The following is a 16,681-nucleotide window of genomic DNA, read 5'->3' as shown; positions in this document are numbered from 1 at the left end:
ACCCACCCTCCCCCCCCCCCCCCCCCCCCCCCCCCCCCTCCCTTCCCCCCCCCCCCCCCCCCCCCCGCCGGTAGCGGGGGACACCGGTCGTTCAATGGCCACGGCCGGCGCCCCTGCGGCGCAGGGCGTACGCGGTACCGCCCACGGCGGCGAGCAGGAGACAGGCTCCCGCGCCGAGCTCCACGGCATTCATGCCGGCCACGCTGCCGCCGAGGCCGCCCTGGACACCGCGGGCCGACGTGGGGGCGGACGTGGGGAGGGACGTGGGGGCGAAGGCCGTGGCGGTGGCGCCCCTGGTGGAGCTGGTGGTCGGTCTGGTCGTGCCGCCGGCGATCGTCAGGTCGGCCGAGCCGGTCTCCCCGTTGCAGGTGAAGGAGACGGAATACAAGGCTCCGCGCCGGGCGTCCCGGTCCACGGTCACCCGTACGCTCTGCCCGCGCGCGATGCTCACGGTGTCGAAGACCCCCGAGGAGGCGGTGGCGTAGGCGGCGTTGCAGCCGGTGACCGCGAGCACCACCTGGCCGCCGGGGGCGACGGTCGATGGGGAGATGGTGAAGCCGAACGAGGTGATGGGCTGGGCCTCGGCCGCGGTGGCGGCGGGCTCGCCGAGGGAACCGAGCGCGAGTACGGCGCCCATGGCGCCGGCGCTCAGCAGGGCTGTGGCGGAGGTACGTATCGCACCCATGGTTGATTCTCCGGATCTCCGAGGAGCAGCCGCGGAACGGTTTCCGCACGTGGGGGGTCGTGCCCTCGATGTCCGCCACGCTAGGCGCGGGTGCCGTGGCCCGCGATCAGGAACGGGCGAATGGGGCATAGCCGTAGGCCGAACCGGGGACGGGAGGCCCGTCCCCGGTTTGCCGGGCGGCCGTCAGCCACCGAGATCCAGGTGCGGGAACTGCGCGAGGAACGGCTCGGCGGTGGCCGAGATGCCCCGGCCGAAGGGCGCGTCGAAGTCCCAGATCAGGAACAGCAGGAAGGCGATGAGCGCGCTGAACAGCCCTGCCAGCAGCAACTCACGGAACGACCGCCTGATCTGCAGGGTGAAGATGAGCCCCACCGTCACCAGGGCGCCGGCGATCAGCCCGAACCACACCACCCCCGGCATCGTGGCCCCGGCGCTCTGGCCGCGCGCACTGCGGGCGTCGTCCACCACCGCGGCCTGGTCGACCAGCGGCTGGTAGGCCTGTCCCTCGTGGTCGGTCTGCGGCTCGTAGTCGGTGACGTCCCGGCGGATACGTTCCAGCAGCTCCCCGCCGCGGTCGGTGAGGTTGCCGCGGTCGGCCATCACCTTCCACTCCGTGTCCACCACGTACGTCACGTACGCGTCGACATCGGACCGGATCCTCTTGCGCACCTCGGCCGGATAGACCTCGGAGCGGACGCTGATCTCGTGCAGGGCCTGCGCCTCCTGGCGTACGGATTCCTGGGCGGCCCCGCGGGCCTCCCAGACGCCGGCGATCGCCAGGCCCAGCACGATCGCGTAGATCACCCCGATCATCATCGTCATGTATTCGATGACGTCCGGGGTCTCGCTCGGATCGTCGTCCTCGCCGATCCTGCGGTGGTTGAAGAAGGCGATGGACAGCACCACGGCACAGGCCGCGGCCATCGCGAGGGACAGGACGAGCCATTCCGACAAGATGACTCCCGATCTTTCGAAAGTGGGGTGCGGCTAGCGCGGGCGCAGCGCGGCGATCGCGAGCACCGCGGGAGCCGCGGTCAGCAGGGTGAAGGTCACCGGCGAGACGTGGTGCTCGGCCGGTTTGCGGGACGCCGCGCGATAGGCCGGGCGGGCCACCGCTTTCGGCGGGGGCGACGTCACCACCGGGGTGGGCGCCGGCTTCGGTGCGGGCGGTGGTGGGGGAACCACGACCGCGCGGGGCGGTGCGGGCGCCGGTTTCGGCGGGGGCGGGACGGGTTTCGGCACGGGTTTCGCCGCCGGCGCGGAAGGTGGCGGTGGCGTGGGTTTCGGGGTCGGCGCGGGCTTGGGGGGTGGCGGCGGAGCGGGGGTCGGCACGGGCGGCGGCGTGGGCTTCGGTGTCGGCTTCGGCGGACACGGCGGGGGAGGCGGCGGTGGGCAGTGGGGGCGGCCGTGACGGCCCCCGCCACGGCCCCTTCCGCGGTCGTCCCCGTGATGTCCACCACCCGGCCCGCCTCCGCGGCCGCCGCCGGCCACCGCGACCACAGCGGTGACGGTCGCGCCGTCGCCGGACTCGATCGTCGCGTAGGCGCAGCTATCAGCCACGGCCGGCGTGGCGGACAGGGCCGCCCACAGCAGGACCGGGACCGCCAGCAGGCGCCTGGCACAGGCTCTGTTCACCCGGGGAGCATGGGCCCGCGCCCGCCCGCGTACGCGGGGCTCGGCCCTGGTTCGCCTGAACGGGTGGACTGGTGAACGGAAAGGTTTGAGCCAGCCGCGAGCAGGTCGCGTGAGGAGCCCGATCGCTACCGATCAATTCCCAAAAGGGATGTGTCGGTAACGGTCATTCTCCCTGCGGGTGCGGCAGGTGTCTTTGGTGTGTGACGAAGAACGGATCGCCAATTTCCGCTTTTGCTCGCCCTGTTGGGCAATGATCAGTACATTCGGCTCGGACAGGAGTCCGACCTCGTACGGACCGCCGTAGGAACAACGCTTGGAGACCCGATGGAGCGCCCCGCCTGGGCCCCGCCAGGCATCGACATATCGGTGCCGAGCGTGTCCCGCATCTACGATTACTACCTGGGCGGGTCCCACAATTTCGAGGTCGACCGCCAGGCGGCCCGCCGCGCCATGGAATTCATGCCGGGACTGCCCAAGATCATGCAGGCCAACCGGGCATTCATGCGCCGCGCCGTCCGGCACGCCGTCGCCGAGGGCATCACGCAGTTCCTCGACATCGGCTCGGGCATCCCCACCTTCGGCAATGTCCACGAGATCGCCCAGGCCGCCACCCCGGAGGCACGCGTGGTCTACGTCGACCACGACCCGGTGGCCGTCGCGCACAGCCACGCGGTCCTCATCGGCGACGACCGCACCGACATCGTCGCCGCCGACCTCCGCAAGCCGAAGGACATCCTGGCCGCACCCGAGGTCGGCCGGCTGCTCGACCTCGGCCGCCCGGTCGCCGTACTGCTCGTGGCCGTCCTGCACTTCCTGGAGGACGCGGACGATCCGTACGCCGCCGTGGCCGAACTGCGCGACGCGCTGGCCCCCGGCAGCCTGCTGGTCCTCACGCACGCCTCGTACGAGGGGATCCCCCTCACACAGGAGGTCGCGTCCGGCGCCGTCGGCGTCTACCGGGACATCCGCAACCCCCTCGTCATGCGCACCCGGGAGCAGATCAGCGGCTTCTTCGACGGGTTCGAGCTGCTGGAGCCGGGGCTGGTCTCCATGCCCGACTGGCGGCCCGACCGGTCCGAGGGCGCCGAGGACGGCGAGGCGCCGGAGGACCCCTACGCCTTCTCGGGCTTCGGCGGCGTGGGACGCAAGGCGTGAGACTTCCGGCACAGACGGCGGGCGCGGCAGCCGCGCCGGGCGCTGCCGCTGCGCCCGTGGCCGAGTCGGCGTCGGCCCAGCCAGCGGCCCCCGCGGCCCCCGCGACCTCATCGGCGCCCGCGGCGGCCCCGAACGGCGGCATCGAGGACCGGATCGCACGCTTCGCGACCATCTGGGGGCGTGCGATCTTCCCGGTCACGGCGACCTCGCTGACGAGGACCGAGTTCGAGCGGCACCTCGTACCGCTCGCCCGGACGCTCACCGAGGCCCTGCGCGCCCGGCCCTTCGACTCCGCCGTGGCCCAGCGGGTGGGGGCGGAACTCGTCGCCGTGCACTGCACCGACCCCGAGGCCCTGGCCGGCACCCTGGGCGTGGTCGAGTCGTACCTGGTGCTCTACTGCGGCCCGGACGGGCCCGAGGGCTCCGGCGTGGAGGGCACCGAGGAGTACCGGTCCCGCTGCGCCCGGCTCCAGCACGGCATCGCGGCGGGATACGCCCGGGCCCTGCGCGAGCGCACCCTCCGGGAGCAGGAGGCCATCGCCCGCTCCGCGCTGACCGCCCGCACCGATGCCCAGCAGGCCCTGCACGCGAGCGAGGAGCGCTTCCGGGCGGTCTTCGAGGGCGCGGCCGTCGGCATCGGCATCGCCGATCTCGACGGGAACGTCCTGGAGGTCAACGACACGCTGCTGCAGATGTTCGGCGGCCTGGAGGGGCACGTCCGCAGCCGCAACGTCAGCGAGTGGGGCCACCCCGACGACACCCCGCACGTCTGGCGGATGTACGGCGAGCTGGTGCGCGGCGAGCGCGAGAGCTACCGCGTGGAGAAGCCGTACTACCGCCACGACGGGACCGTGCTCTGGACCAACCTGACGGTGTCGCTGCTGCGCGACGCCGAGGGCAAGCCGCAGTACCAGCTGGCGCTGATGGAGGACACCACCGAACGCCGGCTGCTGAACCTGCGCCTGCGCTACGAGGCCACCCACGACGCCCTCACCGGCCTGCCCAACCGGACGCTGTTCTTCGAACGGCTCGAGAAGGCCCTCAGCGGGGCCGGCGGCAGCCGCTACGGCCTGTGCTACCTGGACCTGGACGGTTTCAAGGCGGTCAACGACAGCCTCGGGCACTCGGCGGGGGACCGGCTGCTGGTGGAGGTCGCCGACCGGCTGCAGAGCTGCGCGACCGGCCCCGGCGAGGTGGTCGCCCGGCTCGGCGGCGACGAGTTCGTGGCCCTGACCACCGGCTCCGACACCGAGCAGAAGGTGACCGACATGGCGGTCCGCATCCTGACCGCCCTGTCCACGCCGATCCGGCTGGAGGGCCGCGAACTGACGGTCCGGGGCAGCATCGGCATCGTCGAGGGCCGGGCCAAGGAACGCACCCCGGCTGAAGTGCTGCGCAGCGCCGACATCACGATGTACCGGGCCAAGGCGGCCGGCGGCAACCGCTTCGAATTCGCCGACGCCGATGCCGACGCCCGCGCGATCACCCGCCACGGCCTGACCAACGCCCTGCCGGCGGCGCTGGAACGCGGCGAGTTCTTCATCGAGTACCAGCCGCTGGTCCACATGCGCGACGGCAGCGTGCACGGGGCCGAGGCGCTGGTGCGCTGGTCGCACCCGCAGTACGGGGTGCTCGGCCCGGACCGCTTCATCCCGCTCGCCGAACGGACCGGGCTCATCGTGCCGCTCGGCCGCTGGGTCCTGGAGGAGTCCGTCCGCCAGGCCCGCATCTGGCAGTGCCAGCACGGGGGCGCGGCCCTGCGGATCAACGTCAACCTCTCACCGACCCAGCTGCACCACCCGGGCCTGGTCGCCGAGACCGTGGCGGTGCTGGAGAAGTCCGGCCTCGCCCCGGGCGCGCTGTGCCTGGAGGTCACCGAATCGGCCTTGATAGGCGCCGACGACGAACTCCTGGAACCGCTGCGCAGGCTCGCCGCCCTGGGCGTGGACATCGCGCTCGACGACTTCGGCACCGGCTACTCGAACCTGGCGAACCTGCGGCGCCTGCCGGTCAGCGTCCTGAAGCTGGACCGCTCCTTCACGCAGGGGATGCAGCAGCAGCCCGCCGATCCGGTCGACGTCAAGATCGTGGAGGGGATCGTCGCCCTGGCCCACAGCCTCGAACTCGCCGTCACGGTCGAGGGCGTGGAGACCGGCGCCCAGGCCGCCCAGCTGCGCGCACTCGGCTGCGACACCGCCCAGGGCTGGTACTACGCCCGCCCCGGCGCCCCCGACCGCATCCACACGCTCTCCCTCTCGGACGCGGTGCCCACCTCCTCCTGACGCGGGCCCGGGGGCGTCGTATGTGCTGCTCCCGTCAGCCCATGCCCGCCTCCGTCCCCCGGCCCGGCTCACGGACCGCCTCCATGACCCGGGCCATCCGCCGCGTCGTATCGGCGAGGACCGCGGCGGCGACCGGCAGCCGCTCCGCTTCGTAGGCGTCGAGCCCCTGCTCTCCGGCCTGCCCGGTGAGCGCGGCCGTCAGGGTGCGGGCGAGGGCGGCCGCGTCCTGTATCCCGGTGTTCATTCCGAGCCCACCGGCTATGGGGTGGACGTGCGCGGCGTCCCCCGCGAGGAACGCCCGGCCCTCGCGCATCCGGGCGACCATGCGGACGTTGATCCGCCAGGACGAGAGCCAACTCGGTTCCGCCAGCCGTATCCCCGGCATCCGGGCGTGCCGGTCGAAGATCCGCTGGAAGCTCTCCAGGGACGGCGGCAACGGCTCGCCCCGCTCGTCCACTTCCGGTGAGGCCTGGAGCTGGAAGGTCTCCGTTCCCGGCATGGGGCAGAGCAGGATGCCGCCGCCCTCCGAGGTGAACCACTGGTGCCAGTGGTCCCGGCTCAGCCCGGGCGCACGCACATCGCCGAGGACCATGGCGGGCTGCTCCTCCGTGCTCCCTTCGAACGGGATCCCGAGGAGGCTCCGGACCGAGCTGTGCCCGCCGTCGCATCCCGCGAGGTACCCGGCGCGGAGCCAACGGCCGTCTGCCAGCCGCACGCCGACTCCGCTCGCGTCCTGGGTGATGGCGACGACCCGCGCCCCGTATTCGACCTGGACGCCGTGGCCGGCCAGGCGCTCGCGGAGGACCCCTTCGACCTGCCACTGGCCGATCAGGATCCCGTCGCCGGTCGGCGTGTCCCTGATGTGGGCGCCGTCGAAGTACTTGCGCAAGGGCAGGCCCCGGGTGCCGAGGGCGGAGATCCGCTCGGCGACACCGAGCCGGTCGAGAACCTCCAGGCTGCTCGGGTTGAGGCCCTTGCCCCGGGACTCGCGGTGGGGGCCGGGCCGCTGGTCGAGGATGCGGACGCCGATGCCGCGCAGTGCGAGATCGCACGCCAAGGTGAGTCCGGTGGGGCCGGAGCCCACGATCAGTACGTCTGCCCGTAGGTCTGTCATCGGAAGCCTCTCGTCGTCGTGATGTCTCAAGGAAACCGGCTCCCGACACAAAAAGCAACCCGGTAAAGAAAATTACTCAGTGCCAATACTTACCCGGTCACGAAATCGTGCTAGGGTCTGAGGCATGGACAACACGACGGGATTGCGCGAGAACAAGAAGCTCCGCACGCGTCGCCTGCTGGCGGCCACGGCGCTGGAGCTCTTCCTGGAGCGAGGCTTCGATGCCGTGTCGGTGGCGGACGTCGCCGCCGCGGCCGAGGTCTCCAAACCCACCCTGTTCCGGTACTTCCCGAGCAAGGAGGATCTGGTGCTGGACCGGTTCGCCGACCACCAGGACGAAGTGGCGCGCATCGTGCGGGACCGGCCCGCGGGGCAAGGGCCCGTCGAGGCCGTGCGTGCGCAGTTCGTGGAGGCTCTCGCCCGGAGAGACCCGATCACCGGGCTCTGTGACCACCCCGATGTGCTCGCCTACCAGCGACTGCTCTACTCCACCGCGAGCCTGGAGTCCCGCATGGCCCGCTACACCGCCCGCGAGGTGGAGCTGCTCGCCACGGTCCTCGAAGCCGAGTCCGCTCCGCCGTTGACCGCCCGGCTCGCGGCGCTGCACCTGGTGACCGTCCGTCAGGAACTGGGCAGGGGGAACTGGCGCCGGATCGACGCCGGGCAGAGTGCCGACGAGGCGTACGCGGACGCCGTGGCCGACGCCGGCACGGCGTTCGGGATGCTCGCCGGCGGGCTCGACCAGGTCCTGCCGATACGCACGGCCTGACTCGCCCCGGCGCCCGTGCTGGTCCGCGTGGTCAGCCCACGAGCATGCGCTTCAGCTCGCGGGCCGCGCGCGGGGGAGCGACGTCGGTGCGGTGGGCCAGGGCGATCGTGCGGCGCAGCGGGGAGCCGGCCAGCGGGGTCGCCCGCAGGCCGGGACCGGCGCGGTCCACCACCATCGCCGGGACCACCGCGATGCCGAGCCCCGCCCGTACGAAGCCCAGGACCGCGTCCATCTCGCCGCCCTCCACGGTGAACACCGGCTCGAAGCCCTCCGCCCGGCAGGCCGCCACGGTCAGCTCCCGCAGGTCGTAGCCGTGCCGGAACATCACCATCGGCTGGTCGCGCAGCCCCGGGATGGTCAGCTCGCCGCCCCCGCCCGGCGCCGGAAGATCCGCCGAGGAGACCACCACCAGGTCCTCCGTCAGCAGTTCCACCGTGGTCAGTGCCGGAGCGGAGGGCGGAAGTGGCAGTGCGATGAGCGCCAGGTCCAGGGCCCCGCGCGCGAGCTCCCGTACGAGGTCGAGGGAGCCGCTCTCCTCGATCAGCAGCTCGATCCCGGGATGCGCGGCGTGGAAGGCCCGCAGCACGTCCGGCAGCAGGCCGGTGCACACGCTGGGCGTGGCGCCCAGCCGGACCCGCCCGCGCCGCAGCTGCGCCAGCTCCTGGACCTCCAGCCGCGCCGTGTCCGCGTCCGCCAGGATCCGCCGGGCCAGCGGCAGCAGCGTCTCACCTGCGTCGGTGAGCGCGATGTTGCCCCGGGCCCGGCTGAACAGCTCCGCCCCCAGCTCCCGTTCCAGCGCCTTGATCTGCTGGGAGAGCGAGGGCTGGGCCACGTGCACCCGTTCCGCGGCCCGGGTGAAATGCCGGGTCTCGGCGACGGCCACGAAGTAGAGGAGCTGCTGGAACTGCATAGGTCATGTCTATCAAGATGACCGGCATCATGTCTTGGACCTTTCGGGTCCCTCGTCCCTACCGTCGATCCCATGGCTCTGGCAACGCGTACCCGGACAGGCGGACCCGCCGTATCGACGGTCTGGGGCTCCACCATCGGAAAGAAGACCGTCATGGCGGTCTCCGGGCTGATCATGCTCGCTTACCTCGTCGTGCACATGATCGGCAACCTCAAGATCTTCTTCGGCCCGGGCGACTTCAACGGGTACGCCCACTGGCTGCGCCACATGGGCGAGCCCTTCCTGCACAGCCACTGGGGTCTGTGGGCCGCCCGCGTGGTGCTGCTCGCCGCGGTCGGCGCCCACGCGGTGTCCGCCTACCAGCTCAGCCGGCGGGACATCAAGGCCCGCCCCGTGAAGTACGCCCACAAGCGCCGTCGCGCGAGCTACGCCACCCGCACCATGCGCTGGGGCGGCATCATCCTCGGTCTGTTCGTCGTCTGGCACGTGCTCGACCTCACCACGCTCACCGTCAACGAGCGCGCCTGGGCCGGCCACCCCTACGAGAACGTCCTCGCCACCTTCTCCACCTGGTACGGGAACACCATCTACCTCGTGGCCATGGCAGCCCTCGGCCTGCACGTCCGGCACGGCTTCTGGAGCGCGGCGCAGACCCTCGGCGCGGGCAGCGCCCGGCGCGAGCGGACGCTGAAGTTCCTGGCCAACGCCCTGGCCCTCGTCCTCTTCACCGGCTTCGTGTCCGTCCCCGTAGCCGTCATGACCGGAGTGGTGAACTGACCATGAGCGAACACAACCGCTATCCCGACCAGCCCCACCAGACCCACCAGCCCGACCACCCCCACCACCGCGACTACGCCGGCTACACCACCGGCGAGCCCGTCTCCGACACCAAGGCCCCCGCAGGCCCCATCGCCGACCGCTGGGACCGACGCCGCTTCGAGGCCAAGCTCGTCAACCCGGCCAACCGCCGCAAGCACACCGTCATCGTCGTGGGCACCGGCCTGGCGGGCGGCGCGGCCGGCGCCACCCTCGCCGAACAGGGCTACCACGTCGTCCAGTTCTGCTTCTCCGACTCCCCGCGCCGGGCCCACTCCATCGCGGCCCAGGGCGGCATCAACGCCGCCAAGAACTACCGCAACGACGGCGACTCGGTGCACCGCCTCTTCTACGACACCGTCAAGGGCGGCGACTTCCGCGCCCGCGAGTCCAACGTGCACCGCCTCGCCCAGATCTCCGTCGAGATCATCGACCAGTGCGTGGCCCAGGGCGTCCCCTTCGCCCGCGAGTACGGCGGCCTCCTCGACACCCGCTCCTTCGGCGGAGTCCAGGTCTCCCGCACCTTCTACGCCCGCGGCCAGACGGGCCAGCAGCTCCTCCTCGGCGCCTACCAGGCGCTCTCCCGGCAGATCGCCGCGGGCAACGTTGAGATGCACGCCCGCACCGAGATGCTCGACCTGGTCGTCGTCGACGGCGTGGCCCGCGGCATCGTGGCCCGCGACCTGATCACCGGCGAGATCTCCACGTACTACGCCGACGCCGTGGTGCTGGCGAGCGGCGGCTACGGCAACGTCTTCTACCTCTCCACCAACGCCATGAACTCCAACGCGACCGCCGTCTGGCGGGCGCACCGGCGCGGCGCGTACTTCGCCAACCCCTGCTTCACCCAGATCCACCCCACCTGCATCCCGCGTACCGGCGACCACCAGTCCAAGCTCACCCTGATGAGCGAGTCGCTGCGCAACGACGGCCGCATCTGGGTCCCCAAGGCCAAGGGCGACACCCGACCCGCCGCCGAGATCCCGGAAGCGGAGCGCGACTACTACCTGGAGCGGATCTACCCCTCCTTCGGCAACCTCGTGCCCCGCGACATCGCCTCCCGCGCCGCCAAGAACGTCTGCGACGAAGGCCGCGGCGTCGGCCCCGGCGGCCAGGGCGTCTACCTCGACTTCGCCGACGCCATCCGCCGCATGGGCCGGGACAAGGTCGCCGAGAAGTACGGCAACCTCTTCGAGATGTACGAGCGGATCACCGCGGAGAACCCGTACGAGGTCCCCATGCGGATCTACCCCGCCGTGCACTACACGATGGGCGGCCTGTGGGTCGACTACGACCTCCAGACCACCGTCCCCGGCCTCTTCGCGATCGGCGAGGCCAACTTCTCCGACCACGGCGCGAACCGCCTCGGCGCCTCCGCGCTGATGCAGGGCCTCGCCGACGGCTACTTCGTCCTGCCCTCCACCATCAACGACTACCTGGCCCGCCACCCGCACCGCGACACGGTCGACGACACCCACCCCGAGGCGCTCGCCGTCGTACGCGAGACCCGCGAGCGGCTCGCGAAGCTGCTCGCCGTCGACGGAGACCGCACCCCCGACTCCTTCCACCGCGAGATCGGCGAACTCATGTGGGAGTACTGCGGCATGGCCCGCAGCGAGGAGGGGCTGCGCAAGGCGCTCGACCGCATCCCCGAGATCCGCGAGGAGTTCTGGCGCCGCATCAAGGTCCCCGGTCGGGGCGAGGAGTTCAACCAGTCCCTGGAGAAGGCCAACCGCATCGTCGACTACCTCGAACTGGCCGAGCTGATGTGCCTCGACGCGCTCCACCGCGCCGAATCCTGCGGCGGCCACTTCCGCGAGGAGTCCCAGACCCCCGACGGCGAGGCGGCCCGCCAGGACGAGGCCTTCTCCTACGCCGCCGCCTGGGAGTTCGCCGGCACCGGCGCCGCTCCCGTCCTGCACAAGGAAGACCTCGTCTTCGAGTACGTCCACCCCACCCAGCGGAGCTACGCATGAAGCTCACCCTGCGCGTCTGGCGCCAGCGCGACGCCGACGCCCCCGGCCACATGGCCTCGTACGAGGTCGACGGGATCTCGAAGGACATGTCCTTCCTGGAGATGCTCGACACCCTCAACGAGGACCTCATCCTGCGCGGCGAGGACCCCGTCGCCTTCGACCACGACTGCCGCGAGGGCATCTGCGGTGCCTGCAGCCTCGTCATCAACGGCGACGCCCACGGCCCGGAGCGCACCACCACCTGCCAGCTCCACATGCGGTCCTTCGCCGACGGCGACACCATCGACGTCGAACCCTGGCGGGCCGCCGCCTTCCCGGTGGTCAAGGACCTCGTCGTCGACCGGGGCGCCTTCGACCGGATCATCCAGGCCGGCGGCTACATCACCGCCCCCACCGGCGCCGCCCCCGAGGCGCACGCGACCGCCGTGCCCAAGGCCGACGCCGACTTCGCCTTCGAGCACGCCGAGTGCATCGGCTGCGGCGCGTGCGTGGCGGCCTGCCCCAACGGCTCGGCGATGCTCTTCACCTCCGCCAAGGTCAACCACCTCAACGTGCTGCCGCAGGGGTCGCCGGAGCGGGAGACCCGGGTGCTGGACATGGTGGCCCGGATGGACGAGGAGGGCTTCGGCGGCTGCACCCTGACCGGGGAGTGCGCCACGGCCTGCCCGAAGGGCATCCCGCTGCCGTCGATCGCCGCGATGAACAAGGAGTGGCTGCGAGCGGTCCGCAAGGCTCCGCGCCGCTGACCCCGCGAGCCGGGCCCTCGCACCCGCCCGGCTCGCGCCTGCCCGGCTCGCGCCTGCTCGGCTCGGGCCTGCTCGGCTCGGGCCTGCTCGGCTCGGGCCTGCTCGGCTCGGGCCTGCCCGGCTCGGGTCCGGCCCCGCTTCGCTCGCGGGCGCGGGCCGGGCCCTGCGCCGATCGGCTGACCGGCGGAGCGCACGCCGTGCCGCGCCGCGGGGGCGCCCGGGCCATGGGAGACAGTGGCGCCATGCCACACGCCCCCGCCGGGTCCGGACCGCGACGCCGAGCCGTACTGGCCGCCGCCCTCGCCCCGCTGGCCGTGGCCGGCTGCTCCGGCGGGGAAGACCCCCGCCCCGCGGCGCCCGGCCCGGAGGCCGGGCCCACGGACGCCCTGATCATGGTGATCCGGCACGGGGAGAAGCCGTACGCCGGTGACTCCGGCTGGGACGAGGACGGCGAGGACGACCCCGGCTCGCTCGCCGGCCGTGGCTGGCGCCGGGCCGAGGAGCTGCCGCGCCTCTTCCCGCCGGCCCGCGGCTCCTCGCTGCCCCGCCCCGCCGCGGTCTTCGCGGCCGGCGGCAAGGGCGCGGCCCCCGCGCGGTGCAAGCAGACCGTGGCGGCGCTGGGCGCCGCGCTGCGCACGCCCGTCCGCGCCGAGTTCGGCCTCGGCGCCGAAGCCGCCCTCGTGCAGGCAGTATTGGCCGCCCCCATGCCCGTACTGGTTTGCTGGGAGCACAGCGGCATTCCCCGCCTGATCCGGGCCCTCGGCGCCCACCAGGTGCCCGGCACCCCCGCGACCTGGCCCGACCGCTACGACCTCGTCTGGACGTTCACCCGCCGCCGGGGCCGGTGGAGCTTCCGCGAACTGCCGCAGCACTTGCTCCCGGGCGATGCCTGAGCATCAGGGAGTCCGGTACAGCTCGTTCCCGGAAGCGTCGCCGGCAGCCCAGCCGTCCCCCTTCCCGTGGGCTCAGAGGGCTCCGAGGGCCCGAGCCAGATAGCCCGCCGTACGACTGCCCGCTGTCCGGGCCACCTCCGCCGGGGTGCCCTCCGCGACCACCTGGCCGCCCGCCGCACCGCCGCCCGGGCGAGCACCTCCGCGATGTTCAGCCCCCCGTACCGGGCCCGCGTAGGGATCGGCGTAGGGATCGGCGGGCTGGGGCGTTCGTCCCAGTTAGAGGCCCCGCGATCCGCGAGACGTGGAGAGGTCCGCGATCCGCGCCAGCCGCCCGTACGACTCCAGCAGCGCCCTCCGGTCGTACGTGGAGGTGGTGACCAGCAGCTCGTCCGCGCCGGTCAGTTCGGCGATCTCGGCCAGCTCGGCCGCGACCTGCTCCTCGGTGCCGTGGACGTGCCCGGCGAGGGCGCCCTCGTACAGCTCCCGTTCCTTCGGGCTCATCTCCAGGGCCTCGATCTCCTCGGCCGGGCGGAGCGGCGGGAAGCTGCCCCTGGTGCGGGAGTGCGCGAGGGACCACGCCTCCGGGACCAGGAGGCGCCGGGCCTCCTCGGCGGTGGCGGCGACCGCCACCGTCCCGGAGACGACGACGTACGGCTCCGCGCCCCGGGCGGAGGGCCGGAACTCCTCGCGGTACGCCTCCACGATCCCGGCGACCCGGCCGCGCGCCCGCAGGTCGCCCACCACCAGCGGCAGCCCGGCCCGGGCGGCGATCCCGGCCCCCTCGCCGGTGGCCAGCACGTAGGCCGGTATCCGCAGCCCTTCGGCGGGGCGGGCGTGCACCTCGGGGTGCGCCCGCTGGCTTCCGTCCAGCCAGCCCAGCAGCTCGGTCAGCTGCTCCTCGAAGCGGTCGGCGTCCCCGGTGTCCCGGCCCAGCGCCCGCCGGATCCCGTTGGTGAAGCCGACCGAGCGGCCGAGCCCCATGTCGATCCGGCCGGGGAACAACGACTCCAGCACCCCGAACTGCTCCGCGACCACCAGCGGCTGGTGGTTGGGCAGCATGACCCCGCCCGTGCCGACCCGGATCCGGTGCGTCGCCCCGGCGACCGCGGCGGCCAGCACGGTCGGCGCCGAGCCCGCGACCCCGGGCACGCTGTGGTGCTCCGACACCCAGAAGCGGTGGTAGCCGAGCTCCTCGGCCACCCGCGCCAGATCCACGGTGTCGCGCAGGGCCTGCGGGGCCGGGTGGCCCTGGCGGGTGCGGGACCGGTCGAGTATCGAGATTCTTCGGATCACACCGGAATCAACGTCCGGGGACCGTGAGGATTCCCGCGACGGAATTCCGCGATGCCCGGGCCGAGGAGTCCCTAGGGTGGCCGGATGAACGAGAACACCCGGAACACCCAGAACACCCGGAACGCCCAGAGCGCCCGCAGACCGCTGGCCGTCTTCGACATCGACAACACCCTGGCGGACACCAGCCACCGCCAGCACTTCCTGGAGCGCCGTCCCCGCGACTGGTCCGGCTTCTTCGGCGCGGCACCGGCCGATCCGCCGCTCGGACGCGGGGTGGCCATGGCGGCGCAGAGCGCGGCCGACTGCGAGGTGGTGTACCTGACCGGGCGCCCGGAGCGGTGCCGGGCCGACACGGAGGAGTGGCTCGTCCGGCACGGCCTGCCCGAGGGCCGGGTGTGGATGCGCGGGAACCAGGACCGGCGGCCGGCCCGGACGACCAAGCTGGAGGTGCTGAAGCGGATCGCCCGGGGCCGGGAGGTGCGCATGCTCGTGGACGACGACGAACTGGTCTGCCAGGCCGCCCGCGCCGCCGGTTTCCGGGTCGTCGTGGCCGACTGGGCGGCGGAGGCGCCGGAACTCGAGGTCGCCCAGGAGGTGGAGGGCCGGACCTGAGCGGAGCCGGGGAAGGCGGCCGGGTCGGTCCTCAGTCCTCGCCTTCGAGGCGGAAGCCGACCTTGAGCCCCACCTGATAGTGCGCGATCTCCCCGTTCTCGATGTGGCCGCGCATCTGCACCACCTCGAACCAGTCCAGGTTCCGCACGGTCTGGCCCGCGCGGGCGATCCCGTTGCGGATGGCCTGATCGATGCCCTCGTGGGAGGTGCCGACGATCTCGGTCACCCGGTACGTGTGGTTGGACATGGAGTCTCCCGACAGTGGGTGGCTTTTGCCTGGTTCTACGGTGCCCCAGTAAGTCCGGCTCCGCGAACTTTGCGCGAAGAGTCCAGCGCCGAAGACCCTTGACCGGCCCATTGGTCTATGCCAATTTCGAGCCATCTGAGATCGAGCCCCCAGAAGGTGACCCTCTTGAAGATGCGCTTCCCCGCCATGTGCACCGTCCTCGCGCTCGCGACCGCCCTCACGGGCTGCAGCCAGTTGGCCGACTCGGCCGCGGGCCGGCAGAAGGTGACGCTGTGGCTGATGAAGGGCAGCGCCTCGGAGGACTTCATCGACAAGTTCACCGCGTCCTTCGAACAGGAACACCCCGGCACCGACCTCGACGTCAGGATCCAGGAGTGGACCGGCATCGGCGACAAGGTCAACGCCGTCCTCGACGGCACGGGCAAGGAGACCGCCGACGTCATCGAGGTCGGCAACACCCAGGTGGCCCAGTACATCGAGACCGGCGGCCTCGAAGAACTCACGCTCGAAGGTCTGCGCGAGTGGGGCAGCAAGGACTGGCTCAAGGGCCTCGCCGAGCCGGGAAGCATCAACGGCGCCCAGTACGGCGTCCCTTGGTACGCCGCCAATCGCGTGGTCATCTACCACAAGGACCACTTCGCGAACGCCGGGATCAAAACCCTTCCCAAGAACCGCCAGGAGTGGATCCAGGCCACCCAGAAACTCGACAAGGGCGACCAGCAGGGCATCTACCTCGCGGGCCAGAACTGGTACGTCCTCGCCGGCTTCATCTGGGACGAGGGCGGCGAACTCGCCGTCGAGACCAGCGGCAAGTGGGTCGGCACCCTCGACGACGAGAAGGCCCTGGCCGGCATGGACTTCTACAAGCAGCTCCAGGCCCTCGGTGACGGACCCAGGGGCGCCGACGAGGAGACGCCCCCGCAGTCGCAGGTCTTCGCCCGCGGCCAGGTCGCGCAGATCATCGCCCCGCCCGGCCAGGCGGCCGAGATCGAGGCGGCCAACCCCGCCCTGAAGGGCAAGCTCGGCTTCTTCCCGATCCCCGGCAAGACCTCCGACAAGGCGGGCGCCGTCTTCACCGGCGGCTCCGACCTGATCATCCCGGCGAGGACGAAGCAGCGGAAGGGCGCCGTGGACGTGATCACGGCCCTGGTCAGCGAGAGATGGCAGACCGAACTCGCCCGCACGATGAGCTACGTACCGAACAAGTCCACCCTCGCCCACGTGGTCGAGGGCAACGAGGGCGCCGCCAACATGGCCCCCGGCGCCGCCCAGGGCAGGGCCACCCCCACCTCCGCCCGCTGGGCCGAGGTCGAGGCGAAGAACCCGATCAAGCCCTACATGACGGCCGTGCTCACCGGCGAGGACCCCAAGCATGCGGCCCGGGCGGCCTCGGAGGCGATCGGCAAGGTGCTCAGCTCCGATCGCTGACGGGGGTCCAGCCACCGCCGAGTTCAGCGTCCGCACATCCGGGGGCCGCTGAGCGGTCATGTCGAATCCAGCCGGTCACGGAAGAAGTAAAGGAGCCAGGCCACGCACCTGCCGGCCTGG

General features: G+C 72.1%; 16 protein-coding genes. 9 read left to right on the top strand and 7 right to left on the bottom strand.

What is annotated here, in order from left to right; genetic code table 11:
- Positions 1-91 precede the first annotated feature (91 nt).
- The 3 genes from ACZ4TV_RS16690 to ACZ4TV_RS16680 all read right to left on the bottom strand — a co-directional run bounded on the left by ACZ4TV_RS16690 (position 92) and on the right by ACZ4TV_RS16680 (position 1,822).
- Positions 92-685, bottom strand: a complete 594-nt coding sequence (locus ACZ4TV_RS16690) for a hypothetical protein (protein ID WP_468135186.1) — start codon at positions 683-685, stop codon at positions 92-94.
- Positions 686-868: 183 nt separating this feature from the next.
- Positions 869-1,639 carry a bestrophin-like domain gene (locus ACZ4TV_RS16685; RefSeq protein ID WP_468135184.1) on the bottom strand — a complete coding sequence of 257 codons (771 nt, stop codon included), beginning with the start codon at positions 1,637-1,639 and terminating at the stop codon, positions 869-871.
- Positions 1,640-1,672: 33 nt separating this feature from the next.
- Positions 1,673-1,822, bottom strand: a complete 150-nt coding sequence (locus ACZ4TV_RS16680; protein ID WP_468135182.1) for a hypothetical protein — start codon at positions 1,820-1,822, stop codon at positions 1,673-1,675.
- 822 nt (positions 1,823-2,644) lie between these two features.
- On the opposite strand from ACZ4TV_RS16680, the gene ACZ4TV_RS16675 reads away from it, so the two are divergent.
- Entirely contained in the window at positions 2,645-3,475 is an 831-nt protein-coding gene (locus tag ACZ4TV_RS16675) for an SAM-dependent methyltransferase (RefSeq protein ID WP_468135180.1), read from the top strand.
- Between the two features lie 140 nt (positions 3,476-3,615).
- A complete protein-coding gene (locus ACZ4TV_RS16670; protein ID WP_468135216.1) occupies positions 3,616-5,757 on the top strand; it encodes a putative bifunctional diguanylate cyclase/phosphodiesterase in 2,142 nt (713 codons plus the stop codon).
- A gap of 34 nt (positions 5,758-5,791) precedes the next feature.
- Here ACZ4TV_RS16670 and ACZ4TV_RS16665 read toward each other — a convergent pair whose 3' ends face one another.
- Entirely contained in the window at positions 5,792-6,871 is a 1,080-nt protein-coding gene (locus ACZ4TV_RS16665) for an FAD-dependent monooxygenase (protein ID WP_468135178.1), read from the bottom strand.
- 124 nt (positions 6,872-6,995) lie between these two features.
- Between ACZ4TV_RS16665 and ACZ4TV_RS16660 the strand changes: the two genes are divergently transcribed.
- Positions 6,996-7,640, top strand: coding sequence for a TetR/AcrR family transcriptional regulator (locus ACZ4TV_RS16660; RefSeq protein WP_468135176.1), 645 nt, complete (start codon positions 6,996-6,998; stop codon positions 7,638-7,640).
- A 31-nt stretch (positions 7,641-7,671) separates the two neighbouring features.
- Here the strand turns inward: ACZ4TV_RS16660 and ACZ4TV_RS16655 are convergent, their stop codons facing one another.
- On the bottom strand, positions 7,672-8,550 hold the full coding sequence (locus ACZ4TV_RS16655) for a LysR family transcriptional regulator (protein ID WP_468135174.1): 879 nt from the start codon (positions 8,548-8,550) through the stop codon (positions 7,672-7,674).
- Between the two features lie 72 nt (positions 8,551-8,622).
- Between ACZ4TV_RS16655 and ACZ4TV_RS16650 the strand changes: the two genes are divergently transcribed.
- The 4 genes from ACZ4TV_RS16650 to ACZ4TV_RS16635 are packed head-to-tail and all read left to right on the top strand — an operon-like array spanning position 8,623 to position 12,981.
- Complete coding sequence (locus ACZ4TV_RS16650; protein WP_468135172.1) at positions 8,623-9,327, top strand: succinate dehydrogenase cytochrome b subunit; 705 nt, start codon at positions 8,623-8,625, stop codon at positions 9,325-9,327.
- 2 nt (positions 9,328-9,329) lie between these two features.
- The gene (locus ACZ4TV_RS16645) at positions 9,330-11,342 is read left to right on the top strand and encodes a fumarate reductase/succinate dehydrogenase flavoprotein subunit (protein WP_468135170.1); all 2,013 of its coding nucleotides are present in this window, start codon (positions 9,330-9,332) and stop codon (positions 11,340-11,342) included.
- Positions 11,339-12,088 carry a succinate dehydrogenase/fumarate reductase iron-sulfur subunit gene (locus ACZ4TV_RS16640; RefSeq protein ID WP_468135168.1) on the top strand — a complete coding sequence of 250 codons (750 nt, stop codon included), beginning with the start codon at positions 11,339-11,341 and terminating at the stop codon, positions 12,086-12,088. The genes ACZ4TV_RS16645 and ACZ4TV_RS16640 overlap by 4 nt, the downstream gene beginning before the upstream one ends.
- Complete coding sequence (locus ACZ4TV_RS16635) at positions 12,052-12,981, top strand: hypothetical protein (protein ID WP_468135166.1); 930 nt, start codon at positions 12,052-12,054, stop codon at positions 12,979-12,981. The genes ACZ4TV_RS16640 and ACZ4TV_RS16635 overlap by 37 nt, the downstream gene beginning before the upstream one ends.
- A 276-nt stretch (positions 12,982-13,257) precedes the next feature.
- On the opposite strand, the gene ACZ4TV_RS16630 is transcribed toward ACZ4TV_RS16635, so the two are convergent.
- Positions 13,258-14,274 (bottom strand): LLM class flavin-dependent oxidoreductase, encoded by a 1,017-nt coding sequence (locus tag ACZ4TV_RS16630; RefSeq protein ID WP_468135164.1) that lies wholly within the window; start codon positions 14,272-14,274, stop codon positions 13,258-13,260.
- 84 nt (positions 14,275-14,358) lie between these two features.
- On the opposite strand from ACZ4TV_RS16630, the gene ACZ4TV_RS16625 reads away from it, so the two are divergent.
- Positions 14,359-14,886 carry a phosphatase domain-containing protein gene (locus tag ACZ4TV_RS16625; RefSeq protein ID WP_468135162.1) on the top strand — a complete coding sequence of 176 codons (528 nt, stop codon included), beginning with the start codon at positions 14,359-14,361 and terminating at the stop codon, positions 14,884-14,886.
- Between the two features lie 31 nt (positions 14,887-14,917).
- On the opposite strand, the gene ACZ4TV_RS16620 is transcribed toward ACZ4TV_RS16625, so the two are convergent.
- Positions 14,918-15,133, bottom strand: coding sequence for a dodecin (locus ACZ4TV_RS16620; protein WP_030028327.1), 216 nt, complete (start codon positions 15,131-15,133; stop codon positions 14,918-14,920).
- 165 nt (positions 15,134-15,298) lie between these two features.
- Here ACZ4TV_RS16620 and ACZ4TV_RS16615 point away from each other — a divergent pair, with 165 nt between their 5' ends.
- Positions 15,299-16,561, top strand: a complete 1,263-nt coding sequence (locus ACZ4TV_RS16615; protein WP_468135159.1) for an extracellular solute-binding protein — start codon at positions 15,299-15,301, stop codon at positions 16,559-16,561.
- Positions 16,562-16,681 lie beyond the last annotated feature (120 nt).

This window comes from Streptomyces sp. NPDC028910 (assembly GCF_055564955.1).
This window is presented reverse-complemented; position numbering and strand designations above follow the sequence as displayed.

Bases quoted from the DNA above. Each gene is read 5' to 3' on its own strand.
- ACZ4TV_RS16690 (WP_468135186.1), bottom strand. From the start codon at position 685: ATGGGTGCGATACGTACCTCCGCCACAGCCCTGCTGAGCGCCGGCGCC.
- ACZ4TV_RS16675 (WP_468135180.1), top strand. From the start codon at position 2,645: ATGGAGCGCCCCGCCTGGGCCCCGCCAGGCATCGACATATCGGTGCCG.
- ACZ4TV_RS16665 (WP_468135178.1), bottom strand. From the start codon at position 6,871: ATGACAGACCTACGGGCAGACGTACTGATCGTGGGCTCCGGCCCCACC.
- ACZ4TV_RS16660 (WP_468135176.1), top strand. From the start codon at position 6,996: ATGGACAACACGACGGGATTGCGCGAGAACAAGAAGCTCCGCACGCGT.
- ACZ4TV_RS16655 (WP_468135174.1), bottom strand. From the start codon at position 8,550: ATGCAGTTCCAGCAGCTCCTCTACTTCGTGGCCGTCGCCGAGACCCGG.
- ACZ4TV_RS16650 (WP_468135172.1), top strand. From the start codon at position 8,623: ATGGCTCTGGCAACGCGTACCCGGACAGGCGGACCCGCCGTATCGACG.
- ACZ4TV_RS16645 (WP_468135170.1), top strand. From the start codon at position 9,330: ATGAGCGAACACAACCGCTATCCCGACCAGCCCCACCAGACCCACCAG.
- ACZ4TV_RS16640 (WP_468135168.1), top strand. From the start codon at position 11,339: ATGAAGCTCACCCTGCGCGTCTGGCGCCAGCGCGACGCCGACGCCCCC.
- ACZ4TV_RS16625 (WP_468135162.1), top strand. From the start codon at position 14,359: ATGAACGAGAACACCCGGAACACCCAGAACACCCGGAACGCCCAGAGC.
- ACZ4TV_RS16620 (WP_030028327.1), bottom strand. From the start codon at position 15,133: ATGTCCAACCACACGTACCGGGTGACCGAGATCGTCGGCACCTCCCAC.